The sequence below is a fragment of the Streptomyces sp. LS-MS-L19 genome, from assembly GCF_058382285.1.
On the sequence record NZ_JBYCLL010000001.1, the window covers coordinates 7,173,279 to 7,190,029 of the forward strand.

The following is a 16,751-nucleotide window of genomic DNA, read 5'->3' on the forward strand; positions in this document are numbered from 1 at the left end:
CCCAGCGGTGCGCCAACACCCTGGGGTCTGGCCAGTCTTGGAAGGGACTGACATGCAGCAAGGCCGCCGGCACCGGTACTGCGCCGTGCGCAGGAGGCAAGAGCGGGGACACCGAGATGTCTGCCGTCGCCGCGTACATGCGCGTGTCGACAGCGGAGCAGAAGCGAAGGTATGGAATTCCGGCTCAGGCCGATGCCATTCGGACGTTCATGGAAGAGCGTTCGAAGTGGCGGCTCACGGGATCCTGGGAAGACCTCGGCGAATCAGGCTCGACCACTTCGAGGCCTGGACTGAATGACCTGCTCGCGGAAATCGTCGCAGGTCGGGTGGACGTCGTACTCGTGTCCAGCCTTGACCGTTTGGGGCGCACTGAGGCAGCGATCTGGCACTGCCTCTGGCAGATCGAGGACGGCGGGGCGGCACTTCAATGCTGTGAGCGGGACCTGGGGGCACTTGGACTGGACAGGTGGCTCACGATCGACCGGCTGGCACAGGCGGTGGAGGCGGACTACTCCCGAATCGTCACCCGCACCCAGTCGGGTCGGCAGCTCAAGGCCATGGGTGGCGGCTGGCCAGGCGGTCCGGCTCCCTACGGCTACAGGATCAGTGGGAAGGGCGCCTTCGGATCGACTCTCGAGGTCGATCACGCTGAGGCCGCCGTGGTGAGGCTTTTGGCAGACCTCGTGATCGAAGGTCGCCGGACTCTCTCGGAGCTTGCCGAGGAACTGAACAGGCGAGGCATTCCCACCCGCAGCGGCAGACCCTGGACGAGGGCGAATCTGCACCGACGGCTGAAGAGCGCAGCGTTTGTCGGAAGGGCCGTGTTTCGCCGCTCCGATCAGCAATGGGGCGGCCATTGCACCAGGCTTGACGGCTCCGGACGCCCCGTGCACGGCGAAAGCGTGGTGATCTCGCTGCCGCCGATTCTCCCGGCGGACCGAATCCGTGCCGTTCAACAAGCCCTGGCCGAGTTCGCCCGTCCACGCAGGATTCCCGTGGGGGAGTATCCACTCACCGGGCGAATCCACGGGCCGTGCGGACGGCCCTACGTCGGGTGTTTCCGCAGCAACGACGGAGTGCGGACGTACCGCTGTGCGGGGTGGCAGGAAAACGTCCCGTGCGGCTGCGTCTTCCTGCGCGCCGACTACGTCGAGGAACAGGTGGCACGGCATGTGGACGCTCTGCTGGCATCCACGTCCCTTCCTGATCGGCCGATGCTGCCGACTCCCTCGGAGACCCAAACGCAGCTGATCCTGCATGCCGAGCGGGTGAGGTCGCTGGAGGAACTTGTCGCGCAGTGTGGGGTGGAACTGGACGGACTGCGGCGCCAGGCGCCGCACAGTCGGATCATCGCCGCTGCGATGCGGCAGCTCGAAGCTGACAAGGGGACGTTGGAGCGCGTCCTGGCCCATGCACGGGACTGGCTGGACGAGCTGGAGGCCAGAGTGAGCAGGGATGGTCGACTGGCGGCTGTCCTGGGGGCAACCGCACCGGACAGTCGGTCTCTGTTGCCTTCGGAGCAGCGGTGCCTGATCGAGTCGCTCGACGTGCGGGTCGACATCGCGGACCCGGAGTTCCGGTACCGCGAGGGGACGAAATGTTTGACGATGCAGTGGCATGAGCGCACAGGCACACTCGTTCCTCCCGACCCGACAGATATCGTCTGGGCCCGTGTCGAGGAGTTCCTCCGCTCCAGATATCGGCCTCACCACTTCCGTTCGCCGCTCGATCTGCGAGCCGCCCTCACAGGAATGCTCCACCGTCTACGCACGGGCCTGATGTGGCGTGATCTTCCGGAGTGCTTCGGCGATCTTCGGAAGGTTCGGCTCCGACAGCGCACCTGGCTGGCGGACGGGGTGTGGGCGGAGATCGGGGGCATCCTCAGCGAGGAGGGAGAAGGCGCCCCTGTGCTGAGCCACGCGACCGTTCCCGAGTTGTCCATTCGCTCGGGGCCCGTCACCGAAGCACAGCTGGGCATGCCACCCGGCTCCAGGGTCGTTAACCCCGTGAGAATCTCCTAGTCATACGGCGTTGGCGGCGCCCCGGCACGGTCCGTGTCGGGGCGTCTTCCATTGAGTGGGTTTGGCGGGCGGGATGTGCTCGTGGGCCGGTCGGTGCCGTAATCTCGAAGCCTGGAGCCCGCCGCTGACGGGACCTGGGCCTTGATCCACGACTTGGGGTTGCACAGCAGATGACTGCGATTTCTCTCGGCATGCCGTCCGTTCCGACCAGGGTTGCCGAGCGCCGCAAGAGCCGGCAGATCCAGGTGGGGTCTGTGGCGGTCGGCGGCGACGCCCCCGTCTCCGTGCAGTCGATGACGACGACGCGTACGTCCGACATCGGCGCCACCCTCCAGCAGATCGCCGAGCTCACCGCGTCCGGCTGCCAGATCGTGCGTGTGGCGTGCCCCACCCAGGACGACGCGGACGCCCTCGCGACCATCGCGCGCAAGTCGCAGATCCCGGTGATCGCGGACATCCACTTCCAGCCGAAGTACGTGTTCGCGGCGATCGAGGCCGGCTGTGCGGCCGTACGCGTCAATCCCGGCAACATCAAGCAGTTCGACGACAAGGTGAAGGAGATCGCGAAGGCCGCGCGCGACCACGGCACGCCGATCCGCATCGGCGTGAACGCGGGCTCGCTGGACCGCCGTCTGCTCCAGAAGTACGGCAAGGCGACGCCTGAGGCCCTGGTCGAGAGCGCGCTGTGGGAGGCCTCGCTGTTCGAGGAGCACGACTTCCGGGACATCAAGATCTCCGTCAAGCACAACGACCCGGTCGTCATGATCGAGGCCTACAAGCAGCTCGCCGCGCAGTGCGACTACCCGCTGCACCTCGGGGTGACGGAGGCGGGCCCGGCGTTCCAGGGCACCATCAAGTCGGCCGTGGCCTTCGGTGCCCTCCTCTCCCAGGGCATCGGCGACACCATCCGGGTGTCCCTGAGCGCCCCGCCGGTCGAGGAGGTCAAGGTCGGCAACCAGATCCTGGAGTCCCTGAACCTCAAGCAGCGGGGTCTGGAGATCGTGTCCTGCCCCTCCTGCGGTCGCGCCCAGGTGGACGTCTACAAGCTGGCCGAGGAGGTCACGGCGGGCCTGACCGGCATGGAGGTCCCCCTCCGCGTCGCCGTCATGGGCTGTGTCGTGAACGGCCCCGGTGAGGCCCGCGAGGCCGACCTCGGTGTCGCCTCCGGCAACGGCAAGGGCCAGATCTTCGTCAAGGGCGAGGTCATCAAGACGGTCCCCGAGTCCAAGATCGTGGAGACCCTCATCGAGGAGGCGATGAAGATCGCCGAGCAGATGCAGGACGCGGGCGTGGAGTCGGGCGAGCCGTCGGTGTCGGTGGCGGGCTGACGCCGTGGCTCACCGGTGCCGCATCCAGACGTTCGGCTCCTGGTAGATGCCGACGTCGGCCGCCCGGTCGACCCGCAGCACACTCAGCCCGTCCGGGATGACGTAGTCGCCGGATGCGGGGAGGGCGAGGCCCGTCCAGCCCTCCCACTCGGTCACGGTCCCGGTCATCGTCTGGGACTCGGGCGCCGCGGCGAGAATCTCGGCGCCGAGGCGCTCGTGGGTGCGGATCCAGGGGTCGAGGGCGGTCCCGTCGTCCCGACGCCAGCGCATGTACGACTCGATCGGCGTCAGCGGGTAGCGGGCCTTCGCGGTCGGCCGCACGGGGGCGACGACGCGCGGCAGCCCCGCCCGCTGCCCGGCGTCCCGCAGCGCGGTGAGCATGCGTCCGGCGAGCCCCTGCCCCTTGAGTGACGGGGTGACGATCGCTCCGCAGATCACGAGCGTGTCGGGCCGCACACCCCGCTCATGCCCCTCGACGGCCCGCACGAGCGCGTCCGTGTACCCCGAGGGCAACGCTTCGGCCCGCCCGTCCCACCGCACCGGCACACCCCATCCGGCAGCCACGGGAACCCTGTTCCCGTCCAGCAGCATCAGATCCCACTCCGGGAAGAACTCCCGCACCCGGCCTATGTACTGCTTCACCAGCCGGTCCGCGGTGATGAACTGCGGGAAGCCCTCACTGAACAACTCGGCGAGCTGCTCGGCGGGCCAGTCCCGGGCATCGGACCGTTCAACGGTGAAGATCATCTGCCCTTCCTATCAGAGGGGCGCTGAGTCCCCACGCCGGTCCAGCATCCCCAGCCCGTCCGGCGTTTGAGGACGAGGCCCCTTCAGGGCCGAAGCGGGGGCTGGGGGCGCAGCCCCCAGGGGGGTTCACCGAAACGCACCGTGCCCCGGAGACGACCGGCACCCGAACACAGGTCGGCACGGCCCAGCTTCCGCAGGTACAGTGCGGAGATCAGCAGACCCCACCGTGAGGCCCCGCCCGTGTTGACCCAGACGACCTCCCGGGTCCTCGAACCGAGCGACCTGGACGCCGCGCTCGCCGTCCTCGACCGTGAGCCGGTCGCGAACGCCTTCGTGACGTCGAGGGTCCAGGTGGCCGGCCTCGACCCGTGGCGGCTCGGCGGCGAGATGTGGGGCTGGTACGAGGACGGCATGCTGACGTCCCTCTGCTACGCCGGCGCCAACCTGGTGCCGATCTGCGCCACCCCGCGAGCCGTCCGCGCCTTCGCCGACCGGGCCAGGAGGGCCGGCCGGCGCTGCTCCTCCATCGTCGGCCCCGCCGAACCCACCGCCCAGCTCTGGCGGCTGCTGGAACCCAGTTGGGGCCCGGCCCGTGAGGTCCGCGCCCACCAGCCCCTCATGGTCACCGACCGCATGTCCGCCGAGGTCGCCCCGGATCCGTACGTCCGCCGCATCCGCAAGGACGAGATGGAGACGATCATGCCGGCCTGCGTGGCGATGTTCACCGAGGAGGTCGGCGTCTCACCGCTGGCCGGCGACGGTGGCCTGCTCTACCAGGCCCGCGTCGCCGAACTGGTCGGCTCCGGCCGCTCCTTCGCCCGCCTCGACGAGCACGGCACGGTCGTCTTCAAGGCCGAGATCGGCGCGGCGACGGACCGGGCCTGCCAGATCCAGGGCGTCTGGGTGGCCCCCGAGTACCGGGGCAGGGGAGTGGCGGCCCCCGGGATGGCCGCGGTGCTGCGCTACGCCCTCGCGGACGTGGCCCCGGTGGTGAGCCTGTACGTCAACGACTTCAACACCCCGGCGAGAAGGACGTACACGAGGGTGGGCTTCCAAGAGGTGGGCGCGTTCATGAGCGTCCTGTTCTGAACCCGCCAACCTGTACGCTCCCCGCATGGACCTCGTCATCGGCCCCCTGGACCTGTCCGCCCACGTGGACGAGGCCCTCGCGGTCCAGGCCATCGCCTTCGGTCTCGGTGCCGACGAGGTGGCGGTCCGGCGTCAGATCGTGCTGCGCCACATGACCTACCCGGGTGCGAGAGCCCTCGGTGCGACGGTCGACGGCGCCCTCGTGGGATTCGTGTACGGCATGCCCAACGACCGCACCCACTGGTGGTCCACCGTCGTGGAGCCCTACCTCCGCGCCCAGCACAACGACCTCTGGCTCGACGACTCCTTCGTGATCACCGAGCTGCACGTCCACCCCCACCACCAGAACCGCGGGATCGGCCGGTCCCTGATCACCACCATCACCGACGGCGCCACCGAGCCCCGCTCGATCCTCTCCGCGATCGACACCGACAGCCCGGCCCGCGGCCTCTACCACTCCCTCGGCTACCAGGACCTCGCCCGCCAGGTCCTCTTCCCGAGCGCCCCGAAGCCGTACGCCGTGATGGGCGCCCCGCTGCCGCTGCGCCGCCGCTGACAGCGAATTTCCGCCCCCACAGCGCTCCCGGCTAACCTCCATGCCATCACCCTTTCCCGGCAGGAGTACGAGAACCATGGCGAACGCACCGGTCCAGCGCATGTCCCAGTTGATGGCGAAGACGCTGCGCGACGACCCGGCGGACGCCGAGGTCCTCAGCCACAAGCTGCTCGTGCGCGCCGGGTACGTCCGCCGCACCGCCGCCGGCATCTGGTCCTGGCTGCCGCTCGGCAAGAAGGTGCTGGCCAACGTCGAGCGGATCGTCCGCGAGGAGATGGACGCGATCGGCGCCCAGGAGGTCCTGCTCCCCGCCCTGCTGCCGCGCGAGCCGTACGAGGCCACCGGCCGCTGGGACGAGTACGGCGCCGAGCTGTTCCGGCTCCAGGACCGCAAGGGCGGCGACTACCTCCTCGGCCCGACCCACGAGGAGATCTTCACGCTGCTGGTGAAGGACCAGGCGTCCTCCTACAAGGACCTGCCGGTCATCCTCTACCAGATCCAGCACAAGTACCGTGACGAGGCCCGCCCCCGGGCCGGCATCCTGCGCGGCCGTGAGTTCCTGATGAAGGACTCCTACTCCTTCGACACCGAGGACGAGGGCCTCGCCCGGTCCTACGCCCTGCACCGCCAGGCCTACCAGAAGGTCTTCGAGCGCCTGGGCCTCGACTACCGCATCTGCGCCGCCACCGCCGGCGCGATGGGCGGCTCCAAGTCGGAGGAGTTCCTGGCCCCCGCCGAGGCCGGCGAGGACACCTTCGCGGACTGCCCGAACTGCGACTTCGCGGCCAACACCGAGGCGATCACGTACGAGTTGAAGCCGGTGGACGCGGGTGACCTCCCCGCTCTCGAGGAGATCCCCACCCCGGACACCCCGACCATCGAGACCCTCGCCGCGCACCTCGGCGTCGAGGCCTCCGCCACCCTCAAGAACCTCCTCGTGAAGGTCGACGGCGAGATCGTGGCCGTGGGCGTCCCCGGCGACCGCGAGGTCGACCTGGACAAGGTCGAGGCGCACTTCGCGCCCGCCGCCGTCGAGATGGTCACCGAGGCGGACTTCGCGGGCCGTCCGGACCTGGTCCGCGGCTACGTCGGCCCGCAGGGCCTCGGGGAGAAGGTCAAGTACATCGCGGACCCGCGCGTGGCCCCCGGCACGGACTGGATCACCGGCGCCAACAAGGAGGGCACGCACGCCAAACACGTCCTCGTGGGCCGTGACTTCGAGGTCGACGAGTACGTCGACGTCGTGGTCGTCCAGGAGGGCGACCCGTGCCCGAAGTGCGGCACCGGCCTCAAGCTGGACCGCGCCATCGAGATCGGCCACATCTTCCAGCTCGGCCGCAAGTACGCCGACGCCCTCAAGCTCGACGTCCTCGGCCAGAACGGCAAGCCGGTCCGCGTGACCATGGGCTCCTACGGCATCGGCGTCTCCCGCGCGGTCGCCGCCCTCGCCGAGCAGACCGCCGACGACAAGGGCCTGTGCTGGCCCGCCGAGGTCGCCCCGGCCGACGTGCACGTCGTCGCCGCCGGCAAGGCCCTCCAGATCGAACTGGCCCTGGACGTCTCCGAGAAGCTGCGCGCGGCGGGCCTCAGGGTGCTGGTCGACGACCGCGCGGGGGTCTCCCCGGGTGTGAAGTTCACCGACTCCGAGCTGATCGGCGTACCGAAGATCCTGGTCGCGGGCCGCCGTGCCGCCGAGGGCGTCCTGGAGCTCAAGGACCGCCGTACCGGTGAGCGCGAGGAGCTGACGGTGGACGAGGCGATCGCCCGCCTGTCCGCATAGGGCGAACCGGCACGGGGTGAGGCGGCGTACGCGGGCGCCGCCTCACAGCCACCCGGCGAACTCCAGCAGCAGCTCCGCGTCCCGGGGCCGTCCCACCCGCAGCGCCCGGACCCCCGACTCCACGGCCCGGAACAGCGTCCACCCCCGCAGCCGCTCCTGATCCACCTCCAGCGACTCCGCGAGCCGCTTCACCCGCCGCCGGGTCGTGGAGGCCCCCGACGTCGAGGCGATCAGGTCCTCGACCCGGTCCCGTACGAGCCGGGCCAGATCGAACGCGCACTCCCCGACCACCGGATCCGGCCCCACCGCCAGCCAGGGGGCCCGCTCACCGGCCAGCACCTTGCTCTGCCGGAACGTCCCGTGCAGCAACCGCACCTCGGGCGGCGCGGCCAGCAGCTCCTCCCGGGCCGAGAGCGCCGCGTCCACCAGCTCCGCGACCTCCGCCGCGGCGGGCGTGCCCCGCATGGCCTCGGCCTGCCGCCCGGTCCGCTCGGCCACCGTCTCGAAGCCGGCCCCCTCGGGCGGCGCCACCCACAGCCGCCGCAGCGTCCCCGCCGCCTCCAGCCACGCCTTCGCCTCCGGCAGCGACCGCACGGAGACCTCGGGATGCAGCCGCTCCAGCAGCAGGACACCCTCCGTCACGGCGGACTCGATCAGCTGTACGGCCCCGAGGCCGCCCCAGTGCGCCAGGGCCGCCCGCTCCGCCTCCGGCCGGGACCGCGGCGGGGCCAGCTTGAGCACCGCCGGGGTGCCGTCGGGGAGCCGCACCAGCACGACGAGGCTGCTGCGCCCACCCGGCACCTGGACCCGCTCCACGGTCAACTCCCGCAGCGCGACGGCCTGCCGTGTCGCCTCGGGCAGCTTCTCCACCCAGGCGTCACCGTCCGGGGCGCTCTCAGCGAGCGCCCGCACCAGCCGCTGCGGCGGTTCGAAAGCCATGCGCGAGTCGTCCCCTTCCGATGCCGATGCCGATGCCGATGCCGTGTCACGCCGTGGGCGCTCGTCGTGTCATGCCGTGGGCGATGCCGCGCCCGCCCGCTCCGCGAGCCCAGGGAAGGCTACGCTCTCGCCCCGCCAGCGCACGGCCCGCACCGCGGCCTCCCGCAGCGCCTCGGCGGCCGTGCCCCGCCGCCCGCCCTCGGTTGCCCGGACCACGTCGGCGTACACCCCCGCCACCCGGTCCTCCAGAACCGCGGCGAGCCGTACGGCCGCTGCCGAGTCCGGCACCGGGAAGGGCAGCGCGTACCCCGCCGCCGCGGCCACCGGGGTCCCGCCCAGGCCCCGCACCGCACGCACCAGCGCGTCCCGGCGGGCCCGGTGGGAGTCGTAGGCGGCCATGGCCTCCGCGCGCCGGGCCTCACCGATCCGGCCGCCGACGACGCCGTAGCCGTAGACGGCCGCGTGCTCGGCGGCCAGGGCCTCCTGGAGGGCCTGCACCTCGCGCTTCTCGCTCATCGGGAACCCTCCGTCAGCAGATAGGCGTGGGCCGCTCCGGCCGCCGCCACCGAGGCCAGCAGCCGGGCCAGCTCGCCCGGCACGTCCAGCAGCGCCTTGGCCCGCCGGTCGGCGAGCGCCCGCTCGGCGGCGGCGAGCTGGGCCAGGGCGTCCTTCTCGGTCGCGGGCACGGCGACCGACGACGCGGACGCGGAGGCCGACGGCGAGGCGCCGCCCGGTGTGCCGGAGGCGCTGCTCGACGGGCTGGGTGACGCCTTCGGGGCCGTCTCCCCGAACGCCTCCACATGCCGTACGGCTTCCGCCCGCAACGGTCCCACCCGCTCCGCGAGCGTCGGATGGGCGGCCAGGACGGCGTCGTAGCGCTCGACGATCCCCCGGCTGTCCCGCGCCGCACGCGCGCGTACCCGCTCGACGACGGACGGGCTGCCGGCGGTGCCCTCCTCGCCGCTTCCGGCGCCGTCGGAGCACCCCGCCAGCAGGGCGCCCCCGGCGACCGAGGCGAGCAGGGATCTTCTGCGCGGCCCCGAGGGGACGCGCGGCGGAGGGGGGTACGACACGGCAGACGTCCTCGGGAAGCTCGTACGAACACACGGGCGGGAGGTCGGGCCCGCCGGCGATCACGGTACCCGCGCATCCGACGTCACCTGGACGGCAACACCCCCCGCGACCGGATACCCTTTGACCAGACACGCGACCTACCCACAACAGCACACGCGGCCGAGGAGTCACCCGGATGAGCACCACCCAGAGCGAGAGGCTGCGAGAGCTCCTGGAACCGCTCGTCACCTCCCAGGGCCTGGATCTCGAAGAGATCGCCGTGGACTCCGTCGGACGCAAGCGCGTGCTGCGCGTCGTCGTCGACTCCGACACCGGTGCCGACCTGGACCAGATCGCCGATGTGAGCCGCGCGCTCTCGGCGAAGCTCGACGACAGCGACGCGATGGGCGCGGGGGAGTACACCCTCGAGGTCGGCACCCCGGGCGCCGAACGGCTCCTCAAGGAGCACCGGCACTATGTGCGCGCCGTGGACCGGCTGGTGAAGTTCCAGCTGACCGAGGGCGGCGAACTCGTCGCGCGGATCCTGAACGTCGACGACGAAGGCCTCGACCTCGAGGTCCCCGGTGTCAAGGGCCGCAAGGCCACCGCTCGCAGAATCGCCTTCTCCGACATCGACAAGGCGCGCGTGCAGGTCGAGTTCAACCGCAAGGACAAGAACGAAGAGGAGGCGTAGCCGTGGACATCGACATGAGTGCCCTGCGGGGCTTGGTACGGGAGAAGGAGATCTCCTTCCCCCTGTTGGTCGAGGCGATCGAGTCGGCCCTCCTCATCGCCTACCACCGCACCGAGGGAAGCCGCCGTCACGCGCGCGTGGAGCTCAACCGGGAGACCGGCCATGTGACCGTGTGGGCGAAGGAGGACCCCGACGACCTCGAGGAGGGCCAGGAGGCCCGCGAGTTCGACGACACCCCCTCGGGCTTCGGCCGGATCGCCGCCACCACCGCCAAGCAGGTCATCCTGCAGCGGCTGCGCGACGCCGAGGACGACGCGACGCTCGGCGAGTACGCGGGACGCGAGGGCGACATCGTCATGGGCGTGGTCCAGCAGGGCCGCGACCCGAAGAACGTCCTCGTGGACATCGGCAAGCTGGAGGCCATCCTGCCGGTGCAGGAGCAGGTCCCCGGGGAGACGTATCCGCACGGCATGCGGCTGCGGTCGTACGTCGTGCGGGTGGCGCGGGGCGTCCGCGGGCCGTCCGTGACCCTCTCGCGCACCCACCCCAACCTGGTGAAGAAGCTCTTCGCCCTGGAGGTGCCGGAGATCGCCGACGGGTCCGTCGAGATCGCCGCGATCGCCCGTGAGGCCGGTCACCGCACCAAGATCGCCGTCCGGTCCACCCGTTCGGGCCTGAACGCCAAGGGCGCCTGCATCGGCCCCATGGGCGGCCGGGTGCGCAATGTCATGGGCGAGCTGAACGGTGAGAAGATCGACATCGTCGACTGGTCGGACGACCCGGCCGAGATGGTGGCGAACGCCCTGTCGCCGGCCCGGGTCTCCAAGGTCGAGGTCGTGGACATGGCGGCCCGCTCCGCGCGCGTGACCGTCCCCGACTACCAGCTCTCCCTCGCCATCGGCAAGGAAGGGCAGAACGCCCGGCTCGCGGCCCGGCTCACCGGCTGGCGGATCGACATCCGCCCGGACACCGAGCAGACCGGCGAGCAGGGCGGCGAGCAGGACCGCTAGGACCGGAACACGGCTGCGGAACAGGGCTGAGGAATAGATCCAAGCCGTACGCCGCTGAGATCACGACAACAACCGTTCGATCCCTGCCCCCAAGGGGTGAGGTCGGTACGGGGAGGTAGACTTAAGAGTGTCTGGCCGGACGCACGCCCGCGCATGCCCTGAACGCACCTGTGTGGGATGCAGGCAGCGAGCGGCCAAGACCGATCTGCTGCGCACCGTGGCGATCAAGGACGCATGCGTCCCGGATCCTCGCGGTACGCTGCCCGGCCGGGGTGCGTACATCCACCCCGCCCTGGTCTGTCTCGACCAGGCGGTACGCCGCCGGGCGTTCACGCGGGCGCTGCGCGCCCCGGGAGCGCTCGACACAAACGCGTTGCGCCGGTACGTCGAGCAGACAGACAGTTGTCGGCAGGCAACACCGTAAGGAAGGTCGTGCGGAACCCCCGTGCGGCCCTGGTACCCCGCGAGTTGGAAGTAGGTCGAGATTGCGATGAGCACTCGATGAGCACGCGATGAGTACGCCCATGAAGTAGCGACGGTCCGGACGCACCCGGACCTAAAAGGAGCGAAGTGGCTAAGGTCCGGGTATACGAACTCGCCAAGGAGTTCGGGGTTGAGAGCAAGGTCGTCATGGCCAAGCTCCAGGAACTCGGTGAATTCGTCCGTTCGGCGTCTTCGACCATCGAAGCGCCCGTCGTCCGTAAGCTGACGGACGCCCTCCAGCAGGGCAACGGAGGCGGCAAGCCCGCCCCCGCACGCAAGGCCGCCCCGGCACGTCCGGCGGCCCCCTCTCCCGCGCAGGCAGCCCGTCCGGCCGCCCCGCGCCCGCCGGCCCCCAAGCCGGCCGCCGCCGAGAGGCCCGCGGCTTCCGCCGCCCCGGCCGCTCCCGGCCCCCGTCCCACCCCGGGCCCGAAGCCCGCGCCGCGCCCCGCGCCGGCGTCCCCGGCTCCGACCACGCCCGAGTTCACCGCGCCTCCGTCGGCCCCCGCCGCACCGGCCTCCCAGGGTCAGGGCTCCGGCCCGCGCCCGGGTGCCCCGCGTCCGGCCGGCCAGCAGGCCCCGCGTCCCGGCGCCCCGCGTCCGGCAGGCGGTCCCGGTCAGGGCGGCCAGGGCCGCGGTGACCGCCCCGAGCGTCCCGGCGCCCCGCGTCCGGGCGGCCAGGGCGCACGTCCCGGTGCCCGTCCGGCCGGTCCCCGTCCGGGCAACAACCCCTTCACCTCCGGTGGCTCCACCGGCATGGCGCGCCCGCAGGCGCCCCGTCCGGGTGGTGCCCCGCGTCCGGGCGGCCCCGGTGCCCCCGGCGCTCCCGGCGGCGCTCCGCGTCCGCAGGGTCAGGGCCAGGGCGGTCCCCGTCCCCAGGGCGCGGCGGGCGGTCCCCGTCCGCAGGCTCCGGGCGGCGCCCGTCCCAGCCCGGGCGGCATGCCCCGTCCGCAGGGCGGTCCCCGTCCCGGCGGCGGCCCCGGCGGCCCGCGTCCCAACCCCGGCATGATGCCGCAGCGTCCTGCTGCCGGCCCGCGTCCCGGCGGTGGCCCCGGCGGTGGCCGTGGTCCCGGCGGCGGCGGTCGTCCCGGTGGTGGCGGCGGTCGTCCGGGTGGCGGCGGCGGCTTCGCCGGTCGTCCCGGTGGCGGCGGCGGTGGCGGCTTCGCAGGCCGTCCCGGCGGTCCCGGTGGCGGTGGCGGCGGCTTCGCCGGTCGTCCGGGTGGTCCCGGCGCCGGTGGCGGCGGTCGTCCCGGCTTCGGCGGTCGTCCCGGCGGCCCCGGTGGCCGTGGTGGCACGCAGGGCGCCTTCGGTCGTCCCGGCGGTCCCGCGCGTCGCGGTCGCAAGTCGAAGCGGCAGAGGCGCCAGGAGTACGAGGCCATGCAGGCCCCGTCGGTCGGCGGCGTGATGCTGCCTCGCGGCAACGGCGAGACCATTCGCCTGTCGCGCGGTGCCTCCCTCACCGACTTCGCGGAGAAGATCAACGCCAACCCGGCGTCGCTCGTCGCGGTCATGATGAACCTCGGCGAGATGGTCACGGCCACGCAGTCCGTCTCCGACGAGACGCTCCAGCTCCTCGCGGGCGAGATGAACTACGAGGTTCAGATCGTCAGCCCCGAGGAGGAGGACCGCGAGCTGCTCGAGTCCTTCGACATCGAGTTCGGCGAGGACGAGGGCGACGACGAGGACCTGGTGGTCCGTCCGCCGGTCGTGACCGTCATGGGTCACGTCGACCACGGTAAGACCCGGCTCCTCGACGCCATCCGCAAGACGAACGTCATCGCGGGCGAGGCCGGCGGCATCACCCAGCACATCGGTGCCTACCAGGTCTCGACCCAGGTCAACGACGAGGACCGCGCGATCACCTTCATCGACACCCCGGGTCACGAGGCGTTCACCGCCATGCGTGCCCGTGGTGCCCGGTCGACGGACATCGCGATCCTGGTCGTCGCGGCCAACGACGGCGTCATGCCGCAGACGGTCGAGGCGCTCAACCACGCCAAGGCGGCCGACGTCCCGATCGTCGTCGCGGTCAACAAGATCGACGTCGAGGGCGCCGACCCGACCAAGGTGCGCGGTCAGCTGACCGAGTACGGCCTGGTGGCCGAGGAGTACGGCGGCGACACCATGTTCGTCGACATCTCCGCCAAGCAGGGTCTGCACATCGACTCCCTGCTGGAGGCCGTGGTCCTCACCGCGGACGCCTCGCTCGACCTGCGGGCCAACCCGAACCAGGACGCGCAGGGCATCTCCATCGAGTCCCGTCTCGACCGCGGCCGCGGTGCCGTGGCGACGGTCCTCGTGCAGCGAGGCACCCTGCGGGTCGGCGACACGATGGTCGTGGGCGACGCCTACGGTCGCGTCCGCGCCATGCTCGACGACAACGGCAACAACGTCGCCGAGGCGGGTCCGTCGACTCCGGTCCAGGTGTTGGGTCTCACCAACGTCCCGGGCGCCGGCGACAACTTCCTGGTGGTCGACGAGGACCGTACGGCCCGTCAGATCGCCGAGAAGCGTGCCGCCCGCGAGCGCAACGCGGCCTTCGCCAAGCGCACGCGCCGTGTCTCGCTCGAGGACCTGGACAAGGTGCTCAAGGCCGGCGAGGTCCAGCAGCTCAACCTCATCATCAAGGGTGACGCTTCTGGTTCCGTCGAGGCGCTCGAGTCCTCCCTGCTCCAGCTGGACGTCGGCGAAGAGGTCGACATCCGCGTCCTGCACCGCGGTGTCGGTGCGGTCACGGAGTCGGACATCGACCTGGCGATGGGCTCCGACGCCATCGTGATCGGCTTCAACGTGCGCGCCGCCGGGCGGGCACAGCAGATGGCCGAGCGCGAGGGTGTGGACGTCCGCTACTACTCGGTCATCTACCAGGCGATCGAGGAGATCGAGGCGGCCCTCAAGGGCATGCTCAAGCCGGAGTACGAAGAGGTCGAGCTCGGTACGGCGGAGATCCGCGAGGTCTTCCGCTCGTCCAAGCTGGGCAACATCGCGGGTGTTCTCATCCGCTCCGGCGAGGTCAAGCGCAACACCAAGGCCCGACTGCTGCGCGATGGCAAGGTCATCGCGGAGAACCTCAACATCGAGGGCCTGCGCCGCTTCAAGGACGACGTCACCGAGATCCGCGAAGGCTTCGAGGGCGGTATCAACCTCGGAAACTTCAACGACATCAAGATCGACGACGTCATCGCGACGTACGAGATGCGCGAGAAGCCGCGAGGCTGACCGTCACAGCACGCGATCGGGGCCGATCGGCGGAGCCGTTCCCTCTGGGAATTTCCGTCGATCGGCCCCGGCCGTTGCGTGTACGGTTCCCGTATCGGCGTCGACGCGGCGCCCGTACCCCGAACCGGCGGGACATCCGGACACACATGTATGTGGGGACTCTGTCCTTCGACCTGCTCCTCGGTGACGTGCACTCACTGAAGGAGAAACGCTCTCTCGTCCGTCCGATCGTGGCCGAGCTCCAGCGCAAGTACGCGGTGAGCGTGGCGGAGACGGGCAACCAGAACCTCCACCGACGGGCCGAGATCGGGCTCGCGGTGGTGTCCGGGGACACGGGACACCTCACCGACGTACTGGACCGCTGCGAGCGGCTGGTCGCCGGGCGGCCCGAGGTGGAACTGCTCTCGGTTCGACGCAGGCTCCACAGCGACGAAGACTGAAGCAACAAGTAAGTACTTAAGGAGACGGACCAGTGGCCGACAACGCGCGCGCCAAGAGGCTGGCGGACCTCATCCGAGAGGTGGTGGCCCAGAAGCTGCTGCGCGGGATCAAGGACCCGCGGCTCGGCTCACACGTCACCATCACGGACACCCGGGTCACGGGCGACCTGCGGGAGGCGACCGTCTTCTACACGGTCTACGGCGGCGAGGAGGAGCGAGCGGCCGCGGCAGCCGGACTGGAGAGCGCCAAGGGCGTGCTCCGGTCGGCCGTCGGGGCGGCGGCGGGCGTGAAGTTCACCCCGACGCTGACCTTCGTGGCCGACGCGCTGCCCGACACCGCCAAGACCATCGACGACCTCCTCGACAAGGCACGGCAGTCCGACGAGAAGGTGCGCGAGGTCTCGGCGGGTGCCGCCTACGCCGGTGACGCCGACCCGTACCGGAAGCCGGGCGACGAGGACGAGACGGACGACGCCGCAGAATGACCCAGAAGAACCGGACGCCCGACGGCCTTGTCATCGTCGACAAGCCGTCGGGCTTCACTTCGCACGACGTGGTCGCCAAGATGCGCGGGATCGCGAAGACCCGCCGCGTCGGACACGCCGGCACCCTCGACCCCATGGCGACGGGTGTGCTCGTCCTCGGCGTCGAGAAGGCGACCAAGCTCCTCGGACACCTCGCGCTGACCGAGAAGGAGTACCTGGGCACGATCCGGCTCGGCCAGACGACCCTGACCGACGACGCCGAGGGCGAGATCACGGGGTCGGTCGACGCCTCGAAGGTCACCCGGGAAGCCGTCGACGCCGGGATCGCCAAGCTGAGCGGCGACATCATGCAGGTGCCGTCCAAGGTCAGCGCCATCAAGATCGACGGGGTGCGCTCGTACAAACGGGCCCGTGAGGGCGAGGAGTTCGAGATCCCGGCGCGACCCGTGCGGATCTCGTCCTTCGCGGTGTACGACGTCCGGGACGCGGTCGCCGAGGACGGCACGCCGGTCCTCGACCTGGTGGTCTCCGTGGTCTGCTCCTCCGGCACCTACATCCGGGCGCTCGCCCGTGACCTGGGTGCGGACCTGGGCGTGGGCGGCCATCTGACGGCTCTGCGCCGGACCCGGGTGGGGCCGTACAAGCTGGACTCCGCGCGGACCCTCGACCAGCTCCAGCAGGAGCTGACGGTGATGCCGATCGGCGAGGCCGCGGCGGCCGCGTTCCCCCGCTGGGACGTCGACGCGCGGCGGGCCAAGCTGCTCACCAACGGGGTGCGGCTCGACATGCCCGAGGAGTACGTGGGTGTCGGCACGGTGGCCGTGTTCGACGCCGAGGGCGGCTTCCTCGCGCTGGTCGAGGAACAGAAGGGCAAGGCGAAGAGCCTGGCCGTGTTCGGCTGAGGCCTGTT

The 16,751-nt window shown here is 71.0% G+C and carries 16 protein-coding genes; 12 read left to right on the forward strand and 4 right to left on the reverse strand.

Annotated elements, in window-relative coordinates; genetic code table 11:
- Positions 1–116: 116 nt before the first annotated feature.
- Both AC2XR2_RS32140 and ispG read left to right on the forward strand, forming a co-directional pair.
- Positions 117–2,021 carry a recombinase family protein gene (locus AC2XR2_RS32140; RefSeq protein ID WP_491516944.1) on the forward strand — a complete coding sequence of 635 codons (1,905 nt, stop codon included), beginning with the start codon at positions 117–119 and terminating at the stop codon, positions 2,019–2,021.
- 170 nt (positions 2,022–2,191) lie between these two features.
- Positions 2,192–3,349 (forward strand): flavodoxin-dependent (E)-4-hydroxy-3-methylbut-2-enyl-diphosphate synthase, encoded by a 1,158-nt coding sequence (gene ispG / locus AC2XR2_RS32145; protein WP_028809840.1) that lies wholly within the window; start codon positions 2,192–2,194, stop codon positions 3,347–3,349.
- A 9-nt stretch (positions 3,350–3,358) separates the two neighbouring features.
- Here the strand turns inward: ispG and AC2XR2_RS32150 are convergent, their stop codons facing one another.
- Complete coding sequence (locus AC2XR2_RS32150) at positions 3,359–4,096, reverse strand: hypothetical protein (protein ID WP_491516945.1); 738 nt, start codon at positions 4,094–4,096, stop codon at positions 3,359–3,361.
- Positions 4,097–4,336: 240 nt separating this feature from the next.
- Between AC2XR2_RS32150 and AC2XR2_RS32155 the strand changes: the two genes are divergently transcribed.
- The 3 genes from AC2XR2_RS32155 to AC2XR2_RS32165 all read left to right on the forward strand — a co-directional run bounded on the left by AC2XR2_RS32155 (position 4,337) and on the right by AC2XR2_RS32165 (position 7,521).
- A complete protein-coding gene (locus tag AC2XR2_RS32155; RefSeq protein ID WP_491516946.1) occupies positions 4,337–5,185 on the forward strand; it encodes a GNAT family N-acetyltransferase in 849 nt (282 codons plus the stop codon).
- A 25-nt stretch (positions 5,186–5,210) separates the two neighbouring features.
- Positions 5,211–5,741, forward strand: a complete 531-nt coding sequence (locus AC2XR2_RS32160; RefSeq protein WP_381308248.1) for a GNAT family N-acetyltransferase — start codon at positions 5,211–5,213, stop codon at positions 5,739–5,741.
- 76 nt (positions 5,742–5,817) lie between these two features.
- Positions 5,818–7,521, forward strand: coding sequence for a proline--tRNA ligase (locus AC2XR2_RS32165; protein ID WP_491516947.1), 1,704 nt, complete (start codon positions 5,818–5,820; stop codon positions 7,519–7,521).
- A gap of 42 nt (positions 7,522–7,563) precedes the next feature.
- On the opposite strand, the gene AC2XR2_RS32170 is transcribed toward AC2XR2_RS32165, so the two are convergent.
- From AC2XR2_RS32170 to AC2XR2_RS32180, 3 genes are all read right to left on the reverse strand, one after another.
- On the reverse strand, positions 7,564–8,460 hold the full coding sequence (locus AC2XR2_RS32170; RefSeq protein WP_491516948.1) for an aminoglycoside phosphotransferase family protein: 897 nt from the start codon (positions 8,458–8,460) through the stop codon (positions 7,564–7,566).
- Positions 8,461–8,529: 69 nt separating this feature from the next.
- Positions 8,530–8,976, reverse strand: coding sequence for a ferritin-like domain-containing protein (locus AC2XR2_RS32175; RefSeq protein WP_330264108.1), 447 nt, complete (start codon positions 8,974–8,976; stop codon positions 8,530–8,532).
- Positions 8,973–9,533, reverse strand: coding sequence for a hypothetical protein (locus AC2XR2_RS32180; RefSeq protein ID WP_491516949.1), 561 nt, complete (start codon positions 9,531–9,533; stop codon positions 8,973–8,975). The genes AC2XR2_RS32175 and AC2XR2_RS32180 overlap by 4 nt, the downstream gene beginning before the upstream one ends.
- A 176-nt stretch (positions 9,534–9,709) precedes the next feature.
- Here AC2XR2_RS32180 and rimP point away from each other — a divergent pair, with 176 nt between their 5' ends.
- The 7 genes from rimP to truB all read left to right on the forward strand — a co-directional run bounded on the left by rimP (position 9,710) and on the right by truB (position 16,743).
- Positions 9,710–10,207 carry a ribosome maturation factor RimP gene (gene rimP / locus AC2XR2_RS32185; protein WP_330264106.1) on the forward strand — a complete coding sequence of 166 codons (498 nt, stop codon included), beginning with the start codon at positions 9,710–9,712 and terminating at the stop codon, positions 10,205–10,207.
- A 2-nt stretch (positions 10,208–10,209) separates the two neighbouring features.
- A complete protein-coding gene (gene nusA, locus AC2XR2_RS32190; RefSeq protein ID WP_330264105.1) occupies positions 10,210–11,217 on the forward strand; it encodes a transcription termination factor NusA in 1,008 nt (335 codons plus the stop codon).
- A gap of 127 nt (positions 11,218–11,344) precedes the next feature.
- Positions 11,345–11,641: a YlxR family protein gene (locus tag AC2XR2_RS32195; protein ID WP_381308260.1), complete on the forward strand. Its 297-nt coding sequence runs from the start codon at positions 11,345–11,347 to the stop codon at positions 11,639–11,641.
- Between the two features lie 146 nt (positions 11,642–11,787).
- Positions 11,788–14,916 carry a translation initiation factor IF-2 gene (gene infB, locus AC2XR2_RS32200; RefSeq protein WP_449348496.1) on the forward strand — a complete coding sequence of 1,043 codons (3,129 nt, stop codon included), beginning with the start codon at positions 11,788–11,790 and terminating at the stop codon, positions 14,914–14,916.
- Positions 14,917–15,062: 146 nt separating this feature from the next.
- Positions 15,063–15,356 carry a DUF503 domain-containing protein gene (locus AC2XR2_RS32205; protein ID WP_030315687.1) on the forward strand — a complete coding sequence of 98 codons (294 nt, stop codon included), beginning with the start codon at positions 15,063–15,065 and terminating at the stop codon, positions 15,354–15,356.
- A gap of 32 nt (positions 15,357–15,388) precedes the next feature.
- The gene (gene rbfA, locus AC2XR2_RS32210; protein ID WP_330264101.1) at positions 15,389–15,841 is read left to right on the forward strand and encodes a 30S ribosome-binding factor RbfA; all 453 of its coding nucleotides are present in this window, start codon (positions 15,389–15,391) and stop codon (positions 15,839–15,841) included.
- Positions 15,838–16,743, forward strand: coding sequence for a tRNA pseudouridine(55) synthase TruB (truB, locus tag AC2XR2_RS32215; protein ID WP_381308265.1), 906 nt, complete (start codon positions 15,838–15,840; stop codon positions 16,741–16,743). Before rbfA ends, truB begins: the two co-directional genes overlap by 4 nt.
- The last annotated feature ends 8 nt before the right edge of the window (positions 16,744–16,751 follow it).